General features: G+C 46.2%; 18 protein-coding genes and 12 tRNA genes. 9 read left to right on the plus strand and 21 right to left on the minus strand.

The annotated features are described in order from the left end of the window. Nucleotides 1-6 precede the first annotated feature (6 nt). Genes miaA through tsaE form a run of 4 tightly spaced genes read right to left on the minus strand, consistent with a single transcriptional unit; the run spans nt 7 to nt 5,139 of the window. Nucleotides 7-954, minus strand: coding sequence for a tRNA (adenosine(37)-N6)-dimethylallyltransferase MiaA (gene miaA, locus GZN30_RS11575; RefSeq protein ID WP_075652231.1), 948 nt, complete (start codon nt 952-954; stop codon nt 7-9). Further along, complete coding sequence (gene mutL / locus GZN30_RS11580; RefSeq protein ID WP_075652230.1) at nt 951-2,942, minus strand: DNA mismatch repair endonuclease MutL; 1,992 nt, start codon at nt 2,940-2,942, stop codon at nt 951-953. Before mutL ends, miaA begins: the two co-directional genes overlap by 4 nt. A 14-nt stretch (nt 2,943-2,956) precedes the next feature. Beyond that, nucleotides 2,957-4,681: a LysM peptidoglycan-binding domain-containing protein gene (locus tag GZN30_RS11585; RefSeq protein ID WP_075652229.1), complete on the minus strand. Its 1,725-nt coding sequence runs from the start codon at nt 4,679-4,681 to the stop codon at nt 2,957-2,959. Then, nucleotides 4,675-5,139: a tRNA (adenosine(37)-N6)-threonylcarbamoyltransferase complex ATPase subunit type 1 TsaE gene (tsaE, locus tag GZN30_RS11590; RefSeq protein WP_075652228.1), complete on the minus strand. Its 465-nt coding sequence runs from the start codon at nt 5,137-5,139 to the stop codon at nt 4,675-4,677. The genes GZN30_RS11585 and tsaE overlap by 7 nt, the downstream gene beginning before the upstream one ends. Before the next feature lie 190 nt (nt 5,140-5,329). On the opposite strand from tsaE, the gene queG reads away from it, so the two are divergent. Next, nucleotides 5,330-6,451: a tRNA epoxyqueuosine(34) reductase QueG gene (gene queG / locus GZN30_RS11595; RefSeq protein WP_075652227.1), complete on the plus strand. Its 1,122-nt coding sequence runs from the start codon at nt 5,330-5,332 to the stop codon at nt 6,449-6,451. A 530-nt stretch (nt 6,452-6,981) separates the two neighbouring features. Here the strand turns inward: queG and GZN30_RS11600 are convergent. The 12 genes from GZN30_RS11600 to GZN30_RS11660 all read right to left on the minus strand — a co-directional run bounded on the left by GZN30_RS11600 (nt 6,982) and on the right by GZN30_RS11660 (nt 8,473). Continuing rightward, nucleotides 6,982-7,057: transfer RNA gene (locus tag GZN30_RS11600), tRNA-Gly, on the minus strand. 55 nt (nt 7,058-7,112) lie between these two features. Beyond that, nucleotides 7,113-7,188: transfer RNA gene (locus GZN30_RS11605), tRNA-Gly, on the minus strand. Nucleotides 7,189-7,221: 33 nt separating this feature from the next. After that, nucleotides 7,222-7,298: transfer RNA gene (locus tag GZN30_RS11610), tRNA-Met, on the minus strand. 56 nt (nt 7,299-7,354) lie between these two features. Further along, a tRNA-Gly gene (locus GZN30_RS11615) sits at nt 7,355-7,430 on the minus strand. Nucleotides 7,431-7,463: 33 nt separating this feature from the next. Then, a tRNA-Met gene (locus GZN30_RS11620) sits at nt 7,464-7,540 on the minus strand. A 39-nt stretch (nt 7,541-7,579) separates the two neighbouring features. Further along, nucleotides 7,580-7,655, minus strand: a tRNA-Gly gene (locus GZN30_RS11630). Between the two features lie 33 nt (nt 7,656-7,688). Further along, nucleotides 7,689-7,765: transfer RNA gene (locus GZN30_RS11635), tRNA-Met, on the minus strand. Nucleotides 7,766-7,821: 56 nt separating this feature from the next. Then, a tRNA-Gly gene (locus GZN30_RS11640) sits at nt 7,822-7,897 on the minus strand. Between the two features lie 33 nt (nt 7,898-7,930). Then, nucleotides 7,931-8,007, minus strand: a tRNA-Met gene (locus GZN30_RS11645). Nucleotides 8,008-8,063: 56 nt separating this feature from the next. Beyond that, a tRNA-Gly gene (locus tag GZN30_RS11650) sits at nt 8,064-8,139 on the minus strand. A 125-nt stretch (nt 8,140-8,264) separates the two neighbouring features. Further along, nucleotides 8,265-8,341, minus strand: a tRNA-Met gene (locus GZN30_RS11655). Nucleotides 8,342-8,397: 56 nt separating this feature from the next. Beyond that, nucleotides 8,398-8,473 (minus strand) — tRNA-Gly (locus GZN30_RS11660). Between the two features lie 356 nt (nt 8,474-8,829). Here GZN30_RS11660 and GZN30_RS11665 point away from each other — a divergent pair. Continuing rightward, nucleotides 8,830-9,588, plus strand: a complete 759-nt coding sequence (locus tag GZN30_RS11665; RefSeq protein WP_232060478.1) for a hypothetical protein — start codon at nt 8,830-8,832, stop codon at nt 9,586-9,588. Nucleotides 9,589-9,645: 57 nt separating this feature from the next. Here GZN30_RS11665 and orn read toward each other — a convergent pair whose 3' ends face one another. Continuing rightward, nucleotides 9,646-10,191: an oligoribonuclease gene (gene orn / locus GZN30_RS11670; protein WP_075651643.1), complete on the minus strand. Its 546-nt coding sequence runs from the start codon at nt 10,189-10,191 to the stop codon at nt 9,646-9,648. Between the two features lie 111 nt (nt 10,192-10,302). On the opposite strand from orn, the gene rsgA reads away from it, so the two are divergent. From rsgA to GZN30_RS11700, 6 genes are all read left to right on the plus strand, one after another. Beyond that, on the plus strand, nt 10,303-11,358 hold the full coding sequence (gene rsgA / locus GZN30_RS11675) for a small ribosomal subunit biogenesis GTPase RsgA (protein ID WP_075651641.1): 1,056 nt from the start codon (nt 10,303-10,305) through the stop codon (nt 11,356-11,358). Between the two features lie 109 nt (nt 11,359-11,467). Further along, nucleotides 11,468-12,334, plus strand: coding sequence for an archaetidylserine decarboxylase (gene asd, locus GZN30_RS11680; RefSeq protein WP_075651638.1), 867 nt, complete (start codon nt 11,468-11,470; stop codon nt 12,332-12,334). A gap of 173 nt (nt 12,335-12,507) precedes the next feature. Then, a complete protein-coding gene (locus GZN30_RS11685) occupies nt 12,508-13,911 on the plus strand; it encodes an SLC13 family permease (protein WP_075651636.1) in 1,404 nt (467 codons plus the stop codon). Between the two features lie 159 nt (nt 13,912-14,070). Next, on the plus strand, nt 14,071-14,958 hold the full coding sequence (locus GZN30_RS11690; RefSeq protein WP_075651634.1) for a DMT family transporter: 888 nt from the start codon (nt 14,071-14,073) through the stop codon (nt 14,956-14,958). Between the two features lie 269 nt (nt 14,959-15,227). Further along, a complete protein-coding gene (gpmM, locus tag GZN30_RS11695; RefSeq protein ID WP_075651631.1) occupies nt 15,228-16,760 on the plus strand; it encodes a 2,3-bisphosphoglycerate-independent phosphoglycerate mutase in 1,533 nt (510 codons plus the stop codon). A gap of 233 nt (nt 16,761-16,993) precedes the next feature. After that, on the plus strand, nt 16,994-18,082 hold the full coding sequence (locus GZN30_RS11700) for a murein hydrolase activator EnvC family protein (RefSeq protein WP_408646834.1): 1,089 nt from the start codon (nt 16,994-16,996) through the stop codon (nt 18,080-18,082). 54 nt (nt 18,083-18,136) lie between these two features. Here GZN30_RS11700 and GZN30_RS11705 read toward each other — a convergent pair whose 3' ends face one another. The 4 genes from GZN30_RS11705 to nudC all read right to left on the minus strand — a co-directional run bounded on the left by GZN30_RS11705 (nt 18,137) and on the right by nudC (nt 22,079). Beyond that, entirely contained in the window at nt 18,137-19,093 is a 957-nt protein-coding gene (locus GZN30_RS11705) for an acetyltransferase (RefSeq protein WP_075651627.1), read from the minus strand. A gap of 109 nt (nt 19,094-19,202) precedes the next feature. Next, on the minus strand, nt 19,203-19,838 hold the full coding sequence (locus GZN30_RS11710) for a TetR/AcrR family transcriptional regulator (RefSeq protein WP_075651625.1): 636 nt from the start codon (nt 19,836-19,838) through the stop codon (nt 19,203-19,205). A 126-nt stretch (nt 19,839-19,964) separates the two neighbouring features. Beyond that, nucleotides 19,965-21,032 carry a uroporphyrinogen decarboxylase gene (gene hemE / locus GZN30_RS11715; protein ID WP_075651623.1) on the minus strand — a complete coding sequence of 356 codons (1,068 nt, stop codon included), beginning with the start codon at nt 21,030-21,032 and terminating at the stop codon, nt 19,965-19,967. 258 nt (nt 21,033-21,290) lie between these two features. Beyond that, entirely contained in the window at nt 21,291-22,079 is a 789-nt protein-coding gene (gene nudC / locus GZN30_RS11720; protein WP_075651621.1) for an NAD(+) diphosphatase, read from the minus strand. Nucleotides 22,080-22,256: 177 nt separating this feature from the next. Here nudC and GZN30_RS11725 point away from each other — a divergent pair, with 177 nt between their 5' ends. Next, nucleotides 22,257-22,751 (plus strand): Rsd/AlgQ family anti-sigma factor, encoded by a 495-nt coding sequence (locus tag GZN30_RS11725; protein WP_075651619.1) that lies wholly within the window; start codon nt 22,257-22,259, stop codon nt 22,749-22,751. The last annotated feature ends 461 nt before the right edge of the window (nt 22,752-23,212 follow it).

Raw genomic sequence — 23,212 nt, forward strand, 5'->3', positions numbered from 1 at the left:
ATCACATTATACACAGCTTGAACTATCAGATGCCACGGCATTTGAAACAGTTTCTAGTGCTTGTTCAATGTTTTCGCTATCCAACCAAGTTAAATTATCCCAGCTGCGTAACCAGGTAATTTGTCGCTTGGCCAATTGGCGGGTTGCACAGACGCCACGAAAAATCGCTTCATCAAGGGTGCAATTCCCATCCAAATAGTCCCACATCTGCCTATAACCTACGCAACGAATCGATGGGAGATCAGGGTGAAGATCTTCACGAGCGTATAGCGCGCGCATCTCTTGCTCAAACCCTGCGTCCATCATTTTTTCAAAACGCAGCTCAATACGGCGGTGGAGCTCAGCCCTATCCTTGGGAGCTATAGCAAATTGTTTAACGTTGAACGGCAGGCTTTCGCCTTTAGTTTTAGTTAACTCAGTAAGAGTTTTACCCGAAATCCGATAAACTTCCAACGCCCGAGATAATCTTTGTGGATCATTCGGATGAATACGCTCAGCGGAAACGGGATCGATCTCACGTAATTGATCGTGCAGCACGTCCCAACCGTGAGTCAATGCCTCTTGTTCGATTTGTTTGCGTATTTCAGGGTTTGCAGCCGGAAGTGGTGATAAACCTTCCAATAATGCTTTGTAATACAACATTGTACCGCCTACTAATAGCGGTATTTTACCCTGCGCAACGATCTCATTCATTTCGCGAATCGCGTCACGACGAAAGTCCGCAGCGGAATAGGATTCGGTTGGATCCAATATATCAATTAAGCGATGCGGCGCTAATGCCAATTCATCAGCGTCAGGCTTTGCGGTACCGATATCCATCCCTTTGTAGATCAATGCAGAATCCACCGAGATAATTTCGACAGGATATTTCTGACGCAGACGAATCGCTAAATCCGTTTTACCTGACGCCGTTGGCCCCATCAAGAATAGGGCTAATGGTAATTGTTTATTCATAGGTTAAATGCTGCAATAGTCGCAGAAAAATCAATCGGTCTTACAAACTGTGTATCGTGCAAAGGCAGCCTTCCTTGCCATAGCATCTCAACTTCAGCGACGATTTGTATCGCTTCAGACAAAGTGTAGTCAGTTTTTACGCGAACTACTTGATCCGCTAGCCATTTGGACAACGCGCCAAGAGACAAGTTCTGCTCTTGTTGCCCCTGCTCGGCTCTCAAAGCGGCGTAAGATAACAGATCTGGAATCAGCTGTTGTAAATTTTGTTGTCTTAATGGTGAAGGCACTCCCATCACCATTACGCTTTGCTGATTGCGCACTTTAATTTCCAGCCCAAGCTTAGCAAATAATGCCTGGTAAGCTTGTAACGCTTTGCTCTGTGGCGGATCAATTTTAAGCGCCAGAGGAACCAGCAGAGGTTGACTCTTTAGCCCATCGCCTTCGACTTGTAATTGGCCATAAACACGAAGCCATTCCGCTTTCGCCAATGAAACCAAATGCGCCCCTGCTTTGTCTGCCATCATGACCAACTGCCCTGACGCCATACAGATCGCTTTACCTAATGACTCGATGGGCTGAATGGCATCCGTTGGCTTTGACGGTGTCACTGATGATGACGCCTGCATGACCGGCACTTCTGGGGTCTGCATCAGTTGCTGATACACTTCCACCTCTTGCTTTGACGGCGATGGTTGCGCGTATCTTTCACCACTTTTTGATCTTGGCGCCGAACGGCTCTCTACCCAATCCGCACGTGTCGATTGAGATGATGCTGACTCTCTACCCGGCTTAGGCTCATTGATACGCCCGGGATAGCTCGGCACGCGTTCAACGGCTTGATAAACTTGTTCTGGAACCACAGAAGTGATCGATGACGTCTGTTGGCTATTCGTCCCTTGGTCTTCAGGCTGAGGTTGCGGCTCATTGCTGCCAAGCTCAACGCTCGGTTGATGAAACGCTGAAGCATTGATTTCTGGTTTATCAATATGATGACTCTGCGCCAGTGCATCGGCTAACGCCTGATAAATAAAATCATGCACCAGACGGGCTTGATGAAAACGCACTTCGTGTTTGGCTGGATGGACGTTCACGTCGACTTGGTGAGGATCGATCTCGATATACAAAACGTACGTTGCAAACTGCTCAGGTCGCAAGCTGGTTTCATAACTTTGACGAATCGCGTGATTGATCAGTTTATCACGCATCATACGACCATTCACATAACAGTATTGCAAATCACTTTGCTGGCGAGCGCCATCTGGTGTGGTGATCCAGCCATGTAATTTCAACCCTTGATGCTCAAGCTCGATCTTCAGCATGTGACGAACAAAGTTGTTGCCACACACGACCGCAATGCGTTTCTCTGCCTGAACTTCGGTTTTCGCCGCTCGATACTGTTTGATCAGTTTACCGTTGTGACGCAAGTTGATGGTGACATCAAAACGACTCAATGCAATGCGCTTAATCAGCTCATCAATATGAGCAAACTCGGTCTTTTCCGTGCGCAGAAATTTACGACGAGCCGGCGTGTTGAAGAAAAGATCCAGCACTTCAACCGACGTGCCAATCGGGTGAGCGGCGGGTTGAAGCTGTACCGCCATTTCTCGCCCTTCGCTGTGCGCAGCCCAGGCTTGGTCTTGCGTGGCAGGGCGTGAAGTCAGAGTTAATCGTGAGACCGAGCTGATACTGGCAAGCGCTTCTCCACGAAAACCCAAGCTCATAATGGCTTCTAAGTCATCAAGTGAGTGGATCTTCGAGGTTGCATGACGACTCAAAGCCAAACCCAGTTCATCTTTGGCAATGCCTTTACCGTTATCGCGAACGCGGATCAACTTAGCACCACCTTTCTCGATATCGATATCAATCCGGGTCGCACCTGAATCTATGCTATTTTCTACCAGCTCTTTTACGACCGAGGCCGGTCTTTCGACCACCTCACCTGCGGCAATTTGGTTCGCCAGTCGAGCCGGTAGGATCTTGATGGTCATATCTATCTCACTAACTAGTTATGAGGAATGATGAGCGTCTGACCTACCGCTAATTGATCAGACTTCAAGTTATTAGCTCGGCGTAAACTGTTGACACTCACGCCATACTTATTGGCAATCTTACCCAAGAACTCACCACGTTGAACCTTATGCTTGCGCAGAGGTTGATCCTTTAGGCTCACGGTAATTTTCAGTTTTTGTCCCAACTTAAGTGTGTCTGAACGCATGTTGTTCTCACGCTTAATGTCCGCCACCGAGACTTTATACTTAGCGGCAATCTTGCCTAGATAGTCACCCCGTTGAACTACGTGTGTCACTACCTTTGTCTCGACAGGGTTGCTCGCTTTAGGCACGGATACCGAAGCCTGTGCGCCAGGAATCGTCAACAGTTGCCCTACTGCTAAGCTGGTGCTTTTCAGCTTGTTAGCGGACATGATGGCCTTAGTCGACGAACCATACTTTTTAGCGATCACCGATAACGACTCACCACGAGCGACTTTGTGTTTAATGCTCTTACCACGGTTAGCAAACAGCGTTCCCTCTGGAGGGTTCTCTTCAAAGTACTTCACTATCGCCTTAGTTAGCGCTCGCGCTAATTTGTCTTGGTGACTACGTTGGAAAAGCAGTCGCTCTTCGGTCGGATTGGAAATGAAGCCCGTTTCAACCAACACTGAAGGAATGTCCGGCGATTTCAATACTGCCAAGCTCGCATTAACCGGCTCTTTCTTGTGCAGGTGAACGCCTGCGCTACCCATTTCACGCAAAATCTTAGTGGCAACTTTATAGCCTTCTTTTTGCGAATGGCTAAACTGCAGATCAAGGAGTGTCTGGCTAACGTTTTTATCGTTATTATTCTTGGCTAACACTTCCCCTGCGCCGCCCAGCAGTTGTGACTGCTCTTCATGGTTTTCAACCCAGCGAGCGATTTCTGTGTTCGCTCGACGCGTATTCAATACAAATACCGAACCACCACGAGGCTTCGGCGAATGGAATGCATCAGCGTGAATTGAAACAAGCAGGTGTGCTTTGTTCTTACGCGCGATCTCTGAGCGTTTATTCAAATTAACAAAGTAATCACCACGACGGGTCAAAACCGCTTTCATACCCGGAATCGCGTTGATCTGATCCGCAACCTTTTTAGAAATGGCTAACGTCGCATGTTTTTCATATTTACGCGTAGGACCGATGGAACCTGGGTCTTCACCACCGTGCCCTGCATCCAGCGCCACAACAATGTCTGCTGTGCCTAACAACTGTGAAGCATCACGACTTACTTGAGTCTTACTTGGTGATGATGACGTTACAGCAGGCGTCGCTTTACTGCCGCCATGACTAATGTCAACCACCAGTCGATGCCCATATTGACCACCGGGAGTCGGCGCGAGCTTAAACAGCTGTACAGGTGTTTTTTTCGACAGCTCGAAAACCAAGCGGTAAGTACCGCTATTCGGTGGAGAACTCTTACGAATTTTACGCAGCACCGGGCTGCCCTTAACGTCTAAAGGCAGTTTGGTTTTAAGCTGAGTATCTTTGAGATCAACCACCAGGCGAGCAGGTCCAGATAACGTAAAGTAGCTGTACTCGGCTTCTGACTTAAGATCAATAACGACTCGTGTCTCATCGGGTGATGGCCACACTCGGAGACTTTCCAATGCATTTGCCCATGAAGAAACAGAAAACAGCGATAACGCTAGGGCAATACAAATAGTGAAGGCACGCAAAGGGTGAATGATCAACATAACTCCAACTGGTCTAAAAGAGTAATTCCATAAGGGTTGTTTGCCGCGACTTGAGCGATACGCTGTTCGCCGTTGTAACGGATCGTAATATCAAGATCAGCTTCTGGTAGTAAGCCTGCGCCTTTTTCTGGCCACTCGACTAAACAGATAGCATCAGATGTAAAGTAGTCACGAATCCCCATAAATTCGAGCTCTTCAGGATCCGCTAAGCGATATAGATCAAAATGGTACACCTGCCACTGATCTAACTGGTATGGTTCAACCAAAGTATAAGTTGGACTTTTCACATTACCTTGATGACCAAGCGCACGCACAAAGCCTCGACTGAAAGTTGTTTTCCCCGCGCCAAGATCACCATGCAAATAGATGGTCGTTTGTTGCGAGCATAAGCCAGCCAGTACTGTGCCCAGTTGAATGGTTGCTTGTTCATCGGATAGGGCAAATTGTTTCGTGCTCATGACTACTCTTCTCGAAAATGACTATATAAAAATCAAAAGAACTCGAATAGTAAACTGGGTTGGAATTGAGAGACAAGCTCTCTTGTGTAAGTTAAAGGAAAATAATCGTAACTATTGGCTAAAAAGCCCGCTAGATCCGATGGGGAAGATCTTGTAAGATCCCGCCCCCTTTCGTTTGAGTAACGCTCGCATGGACTATCAAGAACTAGCAGACAAAATTAAAATTTGGGCCAAACAACTTGGCTTTCAAAAAGTCGGGATCTGCGATGTTGATTTGAAAGAACATGAAGCAGAGCTGCAGAAATGGTTAGAGGCTGGCTATCACGGTAGTATGGATTGGATGGCTCGTCACGGCATGATGCGTGCCCGCCCCGATGAATTATTGCCTGGAACCGTGCGTGTTATTAGCGCGAGAATGGATTACCTACCACCTGAGGCTCAGTTTGCTAGCAACCTAGACAATCCAAACCATGCTTACATCAGTCGATACGCTCTTGGCCGCGACTATCATAAATTGCTACGTAACCAACTAAAAAAGCTAGGGCAGATGATTGAACAAGAAGTCGCAAGTATGAATTACCGACCTTTTGTCGATTCTGCTCCGATTCTTGAACGTCCTTTGGCACAAAAGGCGGGATTAGGTTGGTCAGGCAAGCATTCCCTCATTCTCGACAAAGAGTGCGGTTCATGGTTCTTTTTAGGCGAACTGCTGATCGATTTACCTCTCCCCGTTGATACCCCTAGTGACAATCAATGCGGTCACTGTAAAGCGTGTATCACTTCTTGTCCTACCGGCGCGATTGTCGAAGATGGAGTGGTTGACGCGAGACGCTGTATTTCTTACTTAACCATCGAGTTTGATGGTGTGATTCCATTAGAATTTCGCAAAGCCATGGGAAATAGGATTTATGGTTGTGATGACTGTCAATTAGTCTGTCCTTGGAATCGATTCGCCTCGATAACCGAAGAACAAGACTTTCATCGCCGCAAAGCGCTGCATAGCCCAGAACTGATTGATTTATTCAGTTGGGACGAGGAGACGTTTCTTAAAAATATGGAGGGCTCAGCCATCCGCCGTATTGGTCACCAGCAGTGGTTGCGTAATATTGCCATTGCGATGGGTAATGCCCCTTTCTCCCAAGCAATCATTGAGTCACTCGAAAGTCGCAAGGGATTATCAGAACTGCTTGATATACATATCAACTGGGCAATTGAAGAGCAACTCTCGCAAATTGCAGAGAGCAGCCGCACCACCACTAAGCATCAACGGCTAATTAGAATTGTACAGAAAGGCTTACCAAGGGACGCATAATGCTTGCCAACATGGCGATTGAATAGTTTGACTTGGTTCCCAAATTAGGAATGTGGAAAAAAACTGCGCAAAGCAAATAAATTGATAACCAAACGAAAGTTAATCACAAGACGATTAAATGACTAGGATCAATGATTTTTTAGTTAATGATCCATTTTTTGTTAACAGAAAATGCAGCCAATGAAATAAACACTTAAAAATCATACATTTACAGATTCGATGTGTTAAAAATGTGATTGATGTATAGAAAAAGATCTTTTTTAATTGTTTTATTCAGAGCAAAAAATCAGGTTACCCACCAAGTTATCCACAATATGGATTCTGTGGATAAGTCTGTTAATTACACGAACTAAACCAGTGCATATAACTGTTCGCACGCTGACGAGATATCGCAGAGAGTAAAAAAGTCAAACGCCCGCCTAGAAACTAGGTGGACTTTTAATGTTTTTTGGGGATTTATGCTTCACAGCATTAGAAAGAGCGGATGGTCTGTGAGACCAAATCAAATAACAACGTCATTTGAAGGAAATTGGAGCGACACACGAGGTTCGAACTCGTGACCTCAACCTTGGCAAGGTTGCGCTCTACCAACTGAGCTAGTGTCGCATTTATTATCATTGTTAAGCACAATGAGGGCTATCGTTATCCACTTGAAGGAAAGTGGAGCGACACACGAGGTTCGAACTCGTGACCTCAACCTTGGCAAGGTTGCGCTCTACCAACTGAGCTAGTGTCGCAATGATAAATCGCCTGAGCAATTCATCTAAATGTGGTTGCGGGAGCTGGATTTGAACCAACGACCTTCGGGTTATGAGCCCGACGAGCTACCAAGCTGCTCCATCCCGCGTCCGGATGTCATTGTTAAGCACAATGAGAGCTATCCCTCTCTCTTCGAAAAGAAAGTGGAGCGACACACGAGGTTCGAACTCGTGACCTCAACCTTGGCAAGGTTGCGCTCTACCAACTGAGCTAGTGTCGCATTGATAAATCGCCTGAGCAATTCATCTAAATGTGGTTGCGGGAGCTGGATTTGAACCAACGACCTTCGGGTTATGAGCCCGACGAGCTACCAAGCTGCTCCATCCCGCGTCCGGATGTCATTGTTAAGTACAATGAGAACTGTCTATTTGGAGCGACACACGAGGTTCGAACTCGTGACCTCAACCTTGGCAAGGTTGCGCTCTACCAACTGAGCTAGTGTCGCATTGACAAATCGCCTGAGCAATTTATCTAAATGTGGTTGCGGGAGCTGGATTTGAACCAACGACCTTCGGGTTATGAGCCCGACGAGCTACCAAGCTGCTCCATCCCGCGTCCGGATGTCATTGTTAAGTACAATGAGAACTATCCCTCTCTCTTCGAAAAGAAAGTGGAGCGACACACGAGGTTCGAACTCGTGACCTCAACCTTGGCAAGGTTGCGCTCTACCAACTGAGCTAGTGTCGCATTGATAAATCGCCTGAGCAATTCATCTAAATGTGGTTGCGGGAGCTGGATTTGAACCAACGACCTTCGGGTTATGAGCCCGACGAGCTACCAAGCTGCTCCATCCCGCGTCCGGATGTCATTGTTAAGTACAATGAGAACTATCCCTCTCTCTTCGAAAAGAAAGTGGAGCGACACACGAGGTTCGAACTCGTGACCTCAACCTTGGCAAGGTTGCGCTCTACCAACTGAGCTAGTGTCGCATTGACAAATCGCCTGAGCAATTTATCTTAATTTGTTGCGGAAGTCGGATTTAAATCAACGACCTTCGCTAGGTTTTATGAATGGCTGAGCCCGACGAGCTAGCGAATCATAACGCCTGTAAATTTGGTTGCGGGAGCAGGATTTGAACCTACGACCTTCGGGTTATGAGCCCGACGAGCTACCAAGCTGCTCCATCCCGCGTCCGGATGTCATTGTTAAGTACAATGAGAACTATCCCTCTCTCTTCGAAAAGAAAGTGGAGCGACACACGAGGTTCGAACTCGTGACCTCAACCTTGGCAAGGTTGCGCTCTACCAACTGAGCTAGTGTCGCATCAACAACGTTTCCGTCGTTCAGGGCTGCGAATTATAAGAGCATTTTTTTGTGATGCAAGTCCTTCCTACAAAAAAAATGAGTTTTTTTCCCGTTTGATGAAAAAGCACACAAAAGTAAGCGTACAAGCGACGGTTTGTTGAAGTATTGTTGAACTCAATTAACTATTTTTGATCATAAGCTACTGATAAAAAGATCATCCTATTTAATTTTAGTCATGAGTAAATGAGACCTGAGCCAGTAAACGGATTCACAAAGTCTATTCTCACTGGTTTAAATATGAGCTTTTCGATATAACAAATGACCAATCGTCTGATTTATACCCAAGTAATCTGCGCAAACTGGGTATCGCTTTGATGATCACTAAATGGCAATTGCATAAGATGGAGCTCGCAATGGCATTCGCTGGGTATCGCCTAAGATTTATTGCTTTCTGTTCAACCCTACTTCTCTTCACCTCATTATCCGGTTGTGGCTCAATGCCGAAGCCAGTCCGAAACCTCGGTAAAACGGATGTCGACTTTGTTATGGACGTGCATGTCAGGGAACAAAAGGCGCTGCTGATGGAGCTGACACGAAAGCTATACGTGCGAAATCCAGAGCAACTCAGAAAAATTGAGGGGATGACACTCGAAGATCGCATGCTGCAAATCTTTGGTCGACCGGGTGAATTAGAGTCTCAACCTCTGCTGTTTGCTGAGTTAGGCGGAAAAACAAGTATCGATGCTATCTTGCTTGCGTTTGATGAGTCTTATCAGGGTGATCGCGTCTTTGCTGCCGTTGTTGGTCTTGCTGAAATGCTGCGACGTTCTTATAACCACCAGCAAGAGTTCTTTATTCTCGATTCCTTGGATGAGCAATCTCTGTATAACAGCGCCCGCAATATCGAAATTTTCGTTTGGCGGATCTATCATCGTCGCAATAGCCAAGGTGAACTCTACTTGCTGAGTAACCACTACAGCGACAATGAGTTTGATATTAGCTTCGACCGTATTTTTAGCAAAATGGTGAGCATTCAAGACATGATGGCACTGATTGTGGCTGATAAAACCGATCGTAGTATTACTAAAGTCGCGCAAGGCGTTGCCCAGTTTGTCTTTTTACCTGTCCCCTAGCGCAGACACTAAAAACAAAAGCCGCAGACCATGCTGCGGCTTGAATCAAAACTTACTTTAAATTTTGAAGATGGTTTGACGGTAGTATTTCAACTCCGCAATGGATTCACGAATATCATCCAATGCTAAGTGGCTACCTTGCTTAGAGAAGCCATCCAAAATCTCTGGTTGCCAGCGGCGAGTCAGTTCTTTTAGCGTACTGACATCTAGGTAACGGTAATGGAAGTATTCTTCAAGCTCTGGCATATGCTTGTATAAGAAGCGACGATCTTGACCAATACTGTTACCACAGATTGGTGATTTACCTTTTGGTACCCACTGCTCTAGAAAAGCAATGGTTTGGCGAATCGCGTCTTGCTCATCCACTTGGCTATTACGAACACGCTCAACTAAGCCACTGTTGGTGTGAGTATTGGTACACCAGTCATCCATTTTCGCTAATTCTTCTTCTGGCTGATGTACTGCCAAAACAGGACCTTCAGCTAAGATATTTAGCTCACTGTCAGTAACAATGGTCGCGATTTCAATGATTTTGTGAGTTTCAGGATCAAGTCCCGTCATCTCTAAATCGACCCAAATTAAGTTTTGATCGCTAAAGGACATAAATCGTTGCCTATTGGTTTTTCGCTAAAAAAGGTACTATACCCAAATTCGGATACCCAAGATAGCAAACTCAGGTATCGAACCTAAGAGAAATAGATTAAGTAGATCATCGTGGCAAAACAGAAAAAGCTAACTAAAGGTCAGGTACGACGCGTTCGTAGTAATCAAAAACGTAAACTCACTAAAGCCGAAAGCATTCAGTGGGATGAATCGATGCTGGGCGGAACCAAAACTGGGCTAGTGATTACCCGTTTTGGTCAGCATGCCGATATTGAAGACCATGAAAGTGGTGAAGTCCATCGTTGTAACTTGCGTCGTGGTATCGAAACGCTTGTCTCCGGCGACCGAGTAATTTGGCGTGCTGGTCTTGAATCAATGTACGGTATTTCAGGCGTGGTTGAAGCGGTTGAGCCTCGTAGCTCTGTGCTTACCCGACCAGATTACTATGATGGTTTAAAGCCTGTTGCGGCAAACATCGACCAAATGGTGATTGTCTCCTCAGTACTACCTGAGCTATCACTCAATATCATCGATCGCTACTTAGTCGCATCAGAGACATTGGGGATTGCGCCACTGATTGTGTTGAACAAAGTCGACTTGCTTGAAGACGAGCAACGTAATACTTACCGTGAGTGGTTGAGTGAATACGAGCGCATTGGCTACAAAGTGCTGTTGGTAAGCAAACAGTCTGGTGAAGGTATCGCTGAGTTAGAAACTGCCTTGCATGGGCGCATTAACATTTTTGTTGGTCAATCTGGGGTAGGTAAATCCAGCCTAGTTAACGCCCTGATGCCAGAGTTAGACGTTGAAGAAGGCGCCATTTCAGAAAACTCGGGACTGGGTCAACACACGACAACCGCAGCACGCCTCTACCATATCCCTTCAGGTGGTGATCTGATTGACTCTCCTGGGGTTCGTGAGTTTGGTTTATGGCACTTAGAAGCCGAAGAAGTTACCAAGGCATTTGTCGAGTTCAAACCTTACTTAGGTGGTTGCAAGTTCCGCGACTGTAAACACCTTGATGATCCGGGTTGTATCTTACGTGAAGCGGTAGAAAACGGCGACGTGAGCGAAGTTCGTTTTGAAAACTACCACCGCATCCTTGAGAGCATGACCGAAAACAAAGCAAACCGACAGTATTCACGCAGTAAGAAAGCGGATCTGTAGCGCACTGCGAGAGGACAAGCATCAGCAAGTGCTGACATTTGCTGATTTTTTAAGTAACATCTCGCGCCCAAAAGTTTGAAACAGATAATTAACATTGGAATTAAACACAATGGATAAGATTAAAGTTAGACTGCAATACTGGATTCCTCAGCATGGTTTAACTCGCCTAGTGGGTAAGTTAGCGTCGGCTAAAGCTGGCGGTCTAACTACCGCGATCATTCGTTGGTTCATCAAGCAATACAACGTCAATATGGATGAAGCGTTACACACTGATCCTGCTTACTTTAAGACATTCAATGAATTCTTTGTCCGTGAGCTAAAAGAAGGTGCACGCCCGATTACTGAAGGTGACAACATCATCACTCATCCAGCGGATGCGTGCGTGAGCCAATTTGGTCCAATCCAAGATGGCAAGCTGATTCAAGCTAAAGGTCACGATTACACGGCACTTGAGCTGCTTGGCGGTGACGAGCAATTAGCGCAAGAGTTTGCGGATGGCGAATTTGCGACCTTGTACCTATCACCACGCGATTACCACCGTGTGCACATGCCATGTGATGGTACGCTACGCCAAATGATTTACGTACCGGGCGATCTATTCTCAGTAAACCCATTAACAGCTGAAAACGTGCCAAACCTATTTGCACGTAACGAGCGAGTGGTATGCATCTTTGATACTGAGTTTGGTCCTATGGCTCAGGTACTGGTTGGTGCAACTATTGTTGGCAGCATTGAGCAAGTTTGGGCAGGCACAGTAACACCACCACGCGGCAACACTGTACACCGTTGGGATTACCCAGCAGAAGGTGATAAAGCGGTTGTGCTGAAAAAAGGTGAAGAGATGGGTCGCTTCAAACTTGGTTCAACAGTGATTAACCTATTTGCCAAAGATAGCATCCAATTTGATGCATCGATGCAGCTAGGCGAACCGACTGTCATGGGCACCCCTTACGCGCAGCGTCAAAGCGCGGAATAACAAGCCAGTAAATGAATTATCAATCCCTGACTCGTTCAGGGATTTTTTTGACCCGCGACAAGATTCCTGCAACATTTTTTACGTTTTTGCAAAACTCTAACCTTAGTCTAAGACCTTAATTTGGTTATCTTTTAAGCTGTTCTTTCCTATTGAATTGGAAGGTCTGCTCGCCTATGAAAAAAATTCATTCCGGCACCATAATTAGGCTACTCATCTGCTTTGGGCTTCCGCTCGCAGTACTATTTATGCCGATTGATTCCATCCCAATCGACGACTTAACTCTTATTCAACATCGACTTCTGGCTATTTTCCTTCTCGCCGCCCTGCTTTGGGTATTAGAGCCCGTTCCGGTTTTTGCCACTTCAATTCTGATCATTGCCTTAGAGCTGATCATGATTTCCGATAAAGGCTTGCACCTGTTTCGCAATCCACCAGCTGGGCATGATTTAGGCGAATTGATCGCTTACACCGATATATTTAGTGCCTTCTCCTCACCGATCATAATCCTATTTATGGGCGGCTTTGCCTTGGCGATCTCCGCTTCTAAATATGAACTGGATAACAACCTCGCGCGAGTATTACTTAAACCCTTTGGTACCCAGCCCAAATACATCATGTTGGGGTTAATGCTGATTACCGCGGTGTTCTCGATGTTTATGTCTAATACCGCGACCACTGTGATGATGCTGGCATTGCTCGGACCGATTGTGGCTTCTGCGCCCAAAGGGGATTTAGGTATTAAAGCCTTGGTGTTATGTATTCCCATTGCAGCCAATACCGGGGGTATTGCCACTCCTATTGGTACACCACCAAACGCCATTGCCTTGCAATATTTAACCGGTGAAAACAGCATCGACTTTCTTTCTTGGATGATGATGGGCTTACCCTTTGTGGTGGTGCAATTGACGATTGCGTGGTTCTTATTGCAGAAACTGTTCCCTTCATCGCAAGAGAAAATGGTGCTCAAACTTAATGGTAAGTTTCAAAAAAATTGGCGAGCGATAGTGGTATACGCGACCTTCGCGATCACCATTTTGATGTGGATGACCACTAAGTTACACGGCATGAATACCTATGTGGTTTCGATTATCCCTCTCGCCGTCTTTACCTTAACTGGCATTATGGGCAAAGAGGAGCTTAAGCTGATCAACTGGGATGTGCTGTGGTTGGTGGCCGGTGGTATTGCGATTGGTATTGCATTGGATAAGACTGGGCTTGCTTCGGCTCTTGCTCATGCGATTGACTATGAGTCACTCTCGCCAACCGCGGTGATCATTACCATGTCGCTGGTATGTTGGTTAATGGCCAACTTTATGTCCAATACCGCAACCGCGAACTTGTTAATGCCGATAGCGGCAGCAATTGGTGTTTCAATGCAAACGCTGGATATGCAAAACCTGCTGGTTGTGGTCGCTTTCTCCGCTTCACTCGGGATGATTCTCCCAGTCTCAACACCGCCTAACTCACTGGCCTACTCAACCGGGCTAATTGAGAGCAAAGATATGGCGAAAACGGGAGTCATTATTGGCGTGATCGGCTTATCAATTGTTTATATGGCGAACTGGATCCTCACCTAATTCAATCTGAACTGCATTTCCCCGACAGTAAGCAAAGTGGTACGGCATTTGCCCTTTGCTTACTGTGCTAAATCAGGCATATTGTCCATTCTCTGCACACTACTGACGGTGTGCATCCCGCAATTTAGCGGACCACCTCAATCAAGGATGAAATCAAACATGGGCTATGAATGGCTCGCTCTGTTTGCGGCATTAATGTGGGCGTTTTCCAGTGTCCTTTCTGTTGTCCCCGCTAAGCACTTAGGCAGTTTTGCTTACAGTCGCTGGCGTATGGGCTGTGCCAGTACCATTTTAGCCACCATGGCGCTGATTACTGGAGGTTGGTCAACCGTTACAATGCCCGCAATCAGTGCGATGATGCTCTCTGGGCTGATTGGTATTTTTATTGGCGATACCGCACTCTTTGCCTGCTTAAACCGCATGGGTCCAAGGCAGTCCGGTTTACTGTTTTCTTGCCACGCGTTGTTTTCCACTCTTCTCGGCTATTTTCTTTTCAGTGAAGCGATGACATCGTTCGAACTTTTGGGCGCCACATTAGTGTTCTCCGGGGTAGTCTTAGCCATCTTTTTTGGTCGTCGTGGTCAAAGCCAAAATCAATTAGAAAACGTGCAAGGCAGAGTCTGGATTGGCGTATCGCTTGGGCTACTGGCTGCACTGTGCCAAGCGTTAGGCGGCATTATCGCCAAACCCATTATGCAGACCGAGATTGATCCTGTGGCCGCTTCCGCGATGCGCATGATGACTGCGTTTACCGCCCATTCGATCTTATTATTCAGCGGTGCTCGAATTGCGAAAGCTAATCAAACGATCAATATGCAAGTCTTTACTCTGACCGCTTTAAACGCGTTTGTTGCCATGGCTGTCGGCATGACGCTGATCCTATACGCGCTGCAAAAAGGCAACGTCGGTATGGTGGCACTGCTTTCTTCCACTACACCGATCATGTTACTACCTATACTTTGGATTTATACCAAACAAGTTCCCAACCGCTACGCATGGCTTGGAGCGATATTAGCGGTATCAGGCACGGCGATTTTGGTGCAATGAGTATTTTCTCGCGTACTAGCTATCAAAATGATTGGTTTTACCGAATTTACAATGCCTGAAAATCGGTGAGAATAAGAGCTATTATCAGTGTAAGATTTTGGCGAAATAGACAATACGCTGAAAGATTGCTACGCGAAATCGCGAACAATATTTGATCTTAGCCTACAGTTTTGGTTAAAAAGTGTAGTAAAATTACGCTAGTTTTGTTTCAAGGTACTTGGGAAACTTCCCAACACCGACAGTTACTTAAATTTGACGAGGTTCAATCTATGTCTGCTAAGAAGCCATTGGCTCTAGTTATTCTTGACGGTTACGGTCACCGTGAAGATACAGCAAATAACGCTATCGCAAACGCTAATACTCCAAACTTGGACAAGCTATTTGCTAACCACCCTAACACGCTAATCTCTGCGTCTGGTATGGATGTGGGTCTACCTGATGGTCAAATGGGTAACTCTGAAGTTGGTCACACCAACATCGGTGCTGGTCGTATTGTTTACCAAGATCTTACTCGTATCACTAAATCAATTGCTGATGGTGAATTCGTACAAACGCCTGCACTAGTTGAAGCCATTGACGCTGCAGTTAAAGCAGACAAAGCGGTTCACATCATGGGTCTAATGTCACCAGGTGGCGTTCACTCTCACGAAGATCACATCTATGCTGCAGTTGAAATGGCTGCTGAGCGTGGCGCTGAAAAGATCTACCTACACTGCTTCCTAGATGGTCGTGATACGCCACCACGCAGTGCTGAAGGCTCTCTACAACGCTTCCAAGAGCTATTTGCTAAACTAGGCAAAGGTCGCGTGGCTTCACTAGTGGGTCGTTACTACGCTATGGACCGTGACAACAACTGGGATCGCGTTCAAGTCGCTTACGATCTGTTGACTCAAGCTAAAGCTGAATTCACTTTTGACACTGCTGTTGAAGGTCTAGAAGCGGCTTACGCTCGTGATGAAAATGATGAGTTTGTGAAAGCAACCGCAATCAAAACCGCTGATCAAGAAGATGCAATCATGCAAGATGGCGATGCGGTTATCTTCATGAACTACCGTGCTGACCGTGCACGTCAAATTACTCGTACTTTCGTACCTGGTTTTGATGGCTTCGAGCGCGCTGTATTCCCAGCAATCAACTTTGTAATGCTAACTCAATACGCAGCCGATATCCCGCTAGCTACCGCATTCCCACCAGCATCGCTAGAGAACACTTACGGTGAGTGGCTATCTAAGCAAGGTCAAACTCAGCTACGTATCTCTGAAACAGAGAAGTACGCACACGTTACATTCTTCTTCAACGGTGGTGTTGAAAACGAATTTGCAGGCGAAGAGCGTCAACTAGTGGCATCGCCTAAAGTTGCAACTTACGATCTTCAACCAGAAATGAGCTCTCCAGAGCTTACTGAGAAGCTAATTGCTGCGATCAAGTCTGGTAAGTACGACACTATCATCTGTAACTACCCTAACCCAGATATGGTTGGTCATACTGGTGTTTACGAAGCGGCTAAACAAGCTATCGAAGCGATCGATGAGTGTATTGGTCGTGTAGTAGAAGCAATCAACGAAGTTGATGGTCAAATGCTTATCACTGCTGACCACGGTAACGCAGAAATGATGGTTGATCCTGAAACTGGTGGTATCCACACAGCTCACACTAACCTACCAGTACCACTAGTATATGTAGGCAACAAATCGGTTGAGTTCGTTGAAGGCGGTAAACTGTCTGACCTAGCGCCAACCATGCTATCGCTAGCAGGTCTAGAAATCCCAGCAGAAATGTCTGGTCAAGTTATCGTTAAATAAGTTTAACGTCGCTGGATAAACGCCCAAGCCTAGCTTGGGCGTTTTTGTATTGGCATTGCAACAATGTGACTGTATCTCGATATGCCAGTTTCAACGCAAGATTTGACTTAGTGCTTTCGCCCGCGGTTTTTCTTTATGTATACTGGCAGCAATTCAACCCCTTAGGATAATTCGCGCTAATGACGCTTCAAGCTACATCAGGTTTACGCCGAAAAATCACCACCTTACTGGCAATGTCTGCGTGTATTGGCACGCTCGCATCACCGCTTGCCTATGGCGCATCACAAAGCGAGTTAACTGGGGTTAAAAGCGAGATCTCACGCCAAAAGCAAAATCTGACGTCACAACAAAAGCAACTCGATAACTTACAGAAGTCGTTAAAGGATCAAGAACTCAGCATCAACAAACTTGAGCGAGAAATAAAACAAACCAAATCCTCGCTGACGCAGACCAACAACAATATTGCCGCCCTTGATGGCAAAATTGGCACACTGAAAACGCAGAAAAAAGCCCAAAGCGAAAAGTTGATCCAATTACTGCAAACCTACTACGTGACGCAACGTGCTAAATCTTCCGCCAATATTCTCACCCAAGGCGTAGAAGAAGATCGTATGAGTCAGTATTTTCAGCATCTCGCCAAACAGCGTGCAGAAACCATTGAAGAGCTGGAAAAAACGGTGTCTGAACTCGAACAGAGTGAAGAGCAACTTCAATTAGAAAAACAGCAAATCACCCGATTGCTCGAACAGCAGACCACCAAGCGCAACCAACTGAGTAAAGCTCAATCTCAGCGTAAAGGTACGGTCGGGAAGATCAAAAAGAGTATCTCGAGTGATAAGGTCTATTTGTCTGAGCTACAACGCAATGAAGCGCGTCTAAAAGCCGAAATCGCCAAAGCCGCCAAACGTAATGCGGTTCCAATGGACGGTCTTGCTCGTCAAAAAGGTAAACTTCCTTGGCCAATTCAAGGCAAGGTACTCAACAGCTATGGTTCGCGCCAAACTGGTCAGATCAACTGGAAAGGCATGGTGGTCAAAGCCAACTATGGACAGTCAGTCAAAGCGGTATATTCAGGTACGGTGGTGTTTGCTGACTACTTGCGCGGTTATGGTTTAGTGGTGTTGTTGGATCATGGTAAAGGCGACATGACTTTGTATGGCTTCAACCAAAGTTTACTGAAAAAAGAAGGCGATAAGGTGGTAGCCGGTGAGTCGATTGCTTTAGCTGGCGATACAGGTGGTCAAGCCCAGCCGTCACTCTACTTCGAGATCCGCCGCAACAGCAAAACTCAAGATCCGATCGCTTGGCTAAAACGCCGTTAAACTCAATCATTCGGGCGCTCATCGTAGCGCCCGAATTCTATCGATGCCATTAGCCTAACGATAATAGCTCGTCACCAGAGCAATCAATTCCTCCAGCTGTGATGTGGGGAGGTGATTAATGCCACCAGCCGCTTCTCTACCACCACCAGTGCTAAATCGACCGCACAGTTCTCCCGCCCCTTGTTTGTCCTGCAAAGGTGCACGTAACGATACCGTCCAGCCTTGCTGGCTATTCTCGCTCAAAACAAGATGGGCTCGTTGTGGTGTCTGATTGGCTAGCCAGTTGCCATAAACACCACTAATACGCCGTGACGCGGCGTTATTTGGCAATATAAATACCGCCAAATTCTCATCTTGATAATAGGGCTCAAGAGATTGTGCCAGCGCCATATCTTGTTGGTAAGCATCACGCAAAATATGGTAAGGGGAATTAGGTGCAGCGATAACAGCAAAAGGATCATCGTAGGCTAAAAGCGCCTCAAACAACTTTGCGGGATGAAAATGCAAGTCCTCAACGCTCTCACCATAGCCGTTATAGTTTATCAAAGTGCCCAACTCTTTCAGTTGCTCAGTCTGCAACGCCGAGAGCTCTGCCGCGTGGGCGAGTTGCTGCGCACGATCTATCAGATTATCACCAAAAGCTGCGGCTATCGCCCAATGATGAAAACGCCCCTGTAAAAGCTGATCAATAATCAAAGCTGTACAAGTATTAGCATCAAGGTTGATGTGCGCGTCTAAATTGGTCGCTTGAGGAATGTCACCACTTTGATGATGATCGGCATAGAAGACTGATACGCCACTGTCTAATGCGCGTAGTAAACCCTGCTGATTACGACTCATTGAGATATCTAACACGGTCAAGGAGTCATTGTGATGCAGAGTAAGCCCATCGAGCAGTTGGATATCACGTTTGACGCCAGTAATGAGCTTAGCTTGCTTGGGCTCAGCTAAGCGAAGCTGCAACAGAGAGATGATGCCATCTGCATCACCATTAAAAACGTCATAGTGCATAACAATACTCAAATCATAAGATTATGATTAATCTACCCTTTGCTATGCAATTAAACAAAGAGCGAAAGGTTATAAACCCTCCGCTTCAATTATATCTATCGCTCTTGTCTCAAGCGTGCATTGCTTTGACGCCTTCTTCAAGCAATTGCAGTTGCTCGAGACCGGTTTGTGTCGCACGCGGTTTGACCACAGAGATCATCTGTAGCATGCCTTGATGAATGATCTCTTCGGTGATTTGTGTCTTAGGTGACATGGCTGATTGGTAACCCAACCAACTGGTCGCAATCAGGTGTAAAGTGCGAACCTGTGATTTCATTTCTGCCGGCGTTAGATCAAGTAAACCCAATGACACAAATTCAGCCATGATACTGACTAGGTTTGCTTGGAGCTTCTCCTGCACCGCAATGTAATCATCATGCAGATCTTCATCACGTTGCAAAATCTCCGGCAGATTGGCGTAGAAAAAGCGATACTTCCACATCAAAGTAAAAATAGAGTTCAAGTAACGCTTGAGCATCACTAAGCTCTCTTGCTGCACCGAGATCGGTGTAAAACGCTCTAGCAACTCATTTGAGTAAAGGGCAAAAATTTCACGCACGATTTCCTGCTTATTGCGGAAGTGGTAGTAGAGGTTGCCCGGGCTAATATCGATATGCGCGGCGATATGATTGGTGGTGATATTTCTCTCACCATGCTCGTTAAAGAGATCCAGAGCCGCGAGGACAATTTTATCGCGCGTCTTCATGATTAGCGTATTCCTTTCAATGAGTTCGATATTAGTATAACTGAGTTATCATAAGTATATATGCACAAGTGTACCTAATAACAAAAAAGCGCCTGGTCTAATCAGGCGCTTTTATTATCGGTTTGGTTACTTGTGGTACGGCTTAGATAGCTCGTGAACCGCTTCAACAAATACACCCGCATTTTCTGGCGGCACATCTAGATGAATACCATGACCTAGGTTAAACACGTGACCGGTACCTGCATCACCAAAACCTTCGAGGATTGATGCGACTTCTTCGCGAATACGTTCAGGTGACGCGTATAGCATGGAGGGGTCCATGTTGCCTTGCAGTGCCACTTTATCGCCAATGCGTGCTTTTGCGTCAGCAATGTTGATTGTCCAGTCTAGACCGACAGCATCACAACCCGTTGCTGCGATCTGCTCAAGCCACATGCCGCCGTTCTTAGTGAATAGCGTTACTGGTACGCGACGACCTTCATTTTCACGGATCAGACCATCCACGATCTTGTGCATGTATTGCAGCGAGAACAGGTTGTAATCACGAGGAGTCAGAACGCCACCCCAAGTATCAAATACCATCACTGATTGAGCACCCGCTTTGATCTGTGCGTTTAGGTATTCGATAACGCTGTCTGCTAGCTTATCAAGTAGTAGGTGCAGAGTTTGTGGCTCTGCGTACATCATCTTTTTGATCTTAGTGAACGCTTTCGAGCTGCCGCCTTCAACCATGTAAGTCGCCAGCGTCCATGGGCTACCAGAGAAACCGATAAGTGGCACTTCACCTTGCAGATCTTTGCGGATCTGACGCACTGCATTCATTACGTATTGCAGTTCACCTTCTGGATCAGGGATCCCGATCCTCTCTACATCCGCTTTACAAGTGATTGGGTTATCAAACACTGGACCTTCGCCTGTTTCGAAGCGTAGACCTAGACCCATCGCATCTGGGATGGTCAGAATATCAGAGAACAAAATAGCCGCATCGAGTGGGAAACGACGCAATGGCTGTAGAGTCACTTCCGAAGCTAGCTCTGCGTTACGACACAGTGACATAAAATCACCCGCTTGGGCACGCGTCGCTTTGTATTCAGGTAGGTAACGACCTGCTTGGCGCATCATCCATACTGGGGTGTAATCTACTGGCTGTTTTAAAAGCGCGCGCAGATAACGATCATTCTTTAATTCTGTCATTATGCTTTTCCAATCTTGGGCCTTATTTTAACGCCCGTATTCTAACACTGTTTTGCTCGCAAAAGCCGAGTGCTTTGCAACCTAGATCAAGTTATTAACTTTTTATTGATTGGTTAATTTGCACCCTACTCTTAACAGTGTTAAAAATTCTCTCGCTAGCGAAAACTACAATAATTAACTGAGTACCTAGTACTCAGCATCTCATAACGACATCTTACTTACCCCCTCCCTCTCGGAGGGTTTTTTTTTATCTAAATTTCAGTGAGATGTAGTTTTAATATCATCAAGAGTCTGCTCAATCAATGCACGAGCGATGGTGCCTTCTGGTGCCACTGGTGGCATGTTATTGGGCGTAAACCACTGAGCATCACTGAGCTCAGTGTAGTCAGGCTTAACATTACCCGAATGATAATCGGCGAGAAATCCCATCATCATGCTGGATGGAAAAGCCCATGGCTGACTACCAAAATAACGTATATTGGTCACAACAATACCGGTTTCCTCAAGCACTTCACGTGCGACACACTGTTCAAGCGTCTCACCTACTTCGAGAAAACCCGCAATGACCGTGTACATACCGTTGCGATGACGAGGGTGCTGAGCAAGTAAGATCTGATCGTCTTTACGCACCGCAACAATAATACAAGGGAAGATCCTCGGATAATGCAACGTACGGCACTCGCCACACTGCATCGCCAACTGATTGTGGTTGAGATGATTGCGACCACCACATTGCGGACAAAAGCGCATGCTCTGTGACATATGACCATATTGCACCGCTTTACTGATCAACAAAAATAACGGCTCACTAAAACCAAGGCACTCCCTTAGCGAGGTAAGCGGCAACTGCTTTTCAACATCCTGATCATTGAGCCAAATCACTGGCAGGGCATTAAACTCACCGATGCAAATACATTTCTCGATATCGAAGCCAAATTGCTTTGCTGTGCCTATTGGAAGCTCGCCTGCTTGAAGCCAAACATCACTACCGGACACCACACACCAATAGGCTTTTTGTTCTATGCTAACTTCACCCTTCTCGCTCATTACCTTCCCTCTATGCTTGCAGTTCATCCATTTTACTGGCAATCTAATTTCATACCAGAGTTTGTATCTATTGAATTTTTTGACTACAAATTTGGTAAGGACAATAGGTTTTATATCTATCATCGCTTTGCTCAGCAAGGCTAAATAATCACCGGAGTGTGATTAGATCATGAGGGCATGGTCATGCTAAAAAAATTCCAACAAACACAGGAACAGTGGGGTGGCTCAAGTGAGGTCATCGACCATTGGTTAGAGACTCGTCAATCACTGATTGTCGAATACTGTAAGCTTGCCGCACTTCAACCCGCTAGTCAGAAAGCACCACTTTCTTCGCTTCCTACCCCAGCAGAGCTGCAAAGCTTTTGCCAACATCTGGTCGACTATATCTCGGAAGGTCACTTTAAGATCTACGATATGGTAATGGATCAGTGGCGCTCAACCGGATTTCAAGCCACCGATGAGATCAACGCCGCTTACGCGAAAATAGTATTAACTACCGACCCACTGCTGAACTTTACCGATAAGTACGCCGATGTTAGTGACGACGATACGCTGGATGATTTTGATGCCGATCTTTCCAATGTCGGTGAAATTCTAGAAATTCGTTTTGGGGTAGAAGATCACCTGATCCAACTGATCGCTGATAGCTTAGCCGTGCCGCCAGGTGCGTAGGTATTAACGCGCAGGTATTGGAACGCCCAGCCTAGCTGGGCTATGAAAATAGAATGCCCAACCTTGTTGGGCTACAGACCGCTGCGCTACGGAATATGTCTCTCAAGCGTCAGCCTTGCTTTATTCGCTCGTTATAAACCGTGAAAACGGTTCATATCTCTCTCGCACTTATTTTTTCTACTCTTCAATCTCGCATCTAGATTCTTCGATCTCGGCTCTCAACTCTCTGATCTCACTTCTTAGAACTTCCTTCTCGCTTCTAAAAGTGAGGCGCTAAGCTGAACGCTCTCTTAATTTAGCTTTGCTCAACGTTCCCAAAGCCAGGCTACACTTGACGCTCCGTAAGCTCAACTTCGTTGAGCGTTCCCGCATCCCGAAGCCAAGCACCGCTTGGTGTTCCGCTATCTCAACTTAGTTGAGCGCTCCATCACCCCCAAACGCAAAAAAGGCACCCGAAGGTG

This window comes from Vibrio ponticus, from assembly GCF_009938225.1.
In the GTDB taxonomy this organism is placed as follows: Bacteria; Pseudomonadota; Gammaproteobacteria; order Enterobacterales; family Vibrionaceae; genus Vibrio; species Vibrio ponticus.

Bases quoted from the DNA above. Each gene is read 5' to 3' on its own strand.
- gpmM (WP_075651631.1), top strand. From the start codon at position 15,228: ATGTCTGCTAAGAAGCCATTGGCTCTAGTTATTCTTGACGGTTACGGT.
- GZN30_RS11725 (WP_075651619.1), top strand. From the start codon at position 22,257: ATGGTCATGCTAAAAAAATTCCAACAAACACAGGAACAGTGGGGTGGC.
- GZN30_RS11665 (WP_232060478.1), top strand. From the start codon at position 8,830: ATGATCACTAAATGGCAATTGCATAAGATGGAGCTCGCAATGGCATTC.
- mutL (WP_075652230.1), bottom strand. From the start codon at position 2,942: ATGACCATCAAGATCCTACCGGCTCGACTGGCGAACCAAATTGCCGCA.
- orn (WP_075651643.1), bottom strand. From the start codon at position 10,191: ATGTCCTTTAGCGATCAAAACTTAATTTGGGTCGATTTAGAGATGACG.
- GZN30_RS11705 (WP_075651627.1), bottom strand. From the start codon at position 19,093: ATGCACTATGACGTTTTTAATGGTGATGCAGATGGCATCATCTCTCTG.
- hemE (WP_075651623.1), bottom strand. From the start codon at position 21,032: ATGACAGAATTAAAGAATGATCGTTATCTGCGCGCGCTTTTAAAACAG.
- GZN30_RS11700 (WP_408646834.1), top strand. From the start codon at position 16,994: ATGTCTGCGTGTATTGGCACGCTCGCATCACCGCTTGCCTATGGCGCA.
- queG (WP_075652227.1), top strand. From the start codon at position 5,330: ATGGACTATCAAGAACTAGCAGACAAAATTAAAATTTGGGCCAAACAA.
- GZN30_RS11710 (WP_075651625.1), bottom strand. From the start codon at position 19,838: ATGAAGACGCGCGATAAAATTGTCCTCGCGGCTCTGGATCTCTTTAAC.
- GZN30_RS11685 (WP_075651636.1), top strand. From the start codon at position 12,508: ATGAAAAAAATTCATTCCGGCACCATAATTAGGCTACTCATCTGCTTT.
- asd (WP_075651638.1), top strand. From the start codon at position 11,468: ATGGATAAGATTAAAGTTAGACTGCAATACTGGATTCCTCAGCATGGT.
- GZN30_RS11585 (WP_075652229.1), bottom strand. From the start codon at position 4,681: ATGTTGATCATTCACCCTTTGCGTGCCTTCACTATTTGTATTGCCCTA.
- GZN30_RS11690 (WP_075651634.1), top strand. From the start codon at position 14,071: ATGGGCTATGAATGGCTCGCTCTGTTTGCGGCATTAATGTGGGCGTTT.
- tsaE (WP_075652228.1), bottom strand. From the start codon at position 5,139: ATGAGCACGAAACAATTTGCCCTATCCGATGAACAAGCAACCATTCAA.
- nudC (WP_075651621.1), bottom strand. From the start codon at position 22,079: ATGAGCGAGAAGGGTGAAGTTAGCATAGAACAAAAAGCCTATTGGTGT.
- miaA (WP_075652231.1), bottom strand. From the start codon at position 954: ATGAATAAACAATTACCATTAGCCCTATTCTTGATGGGGCCAACGGCG.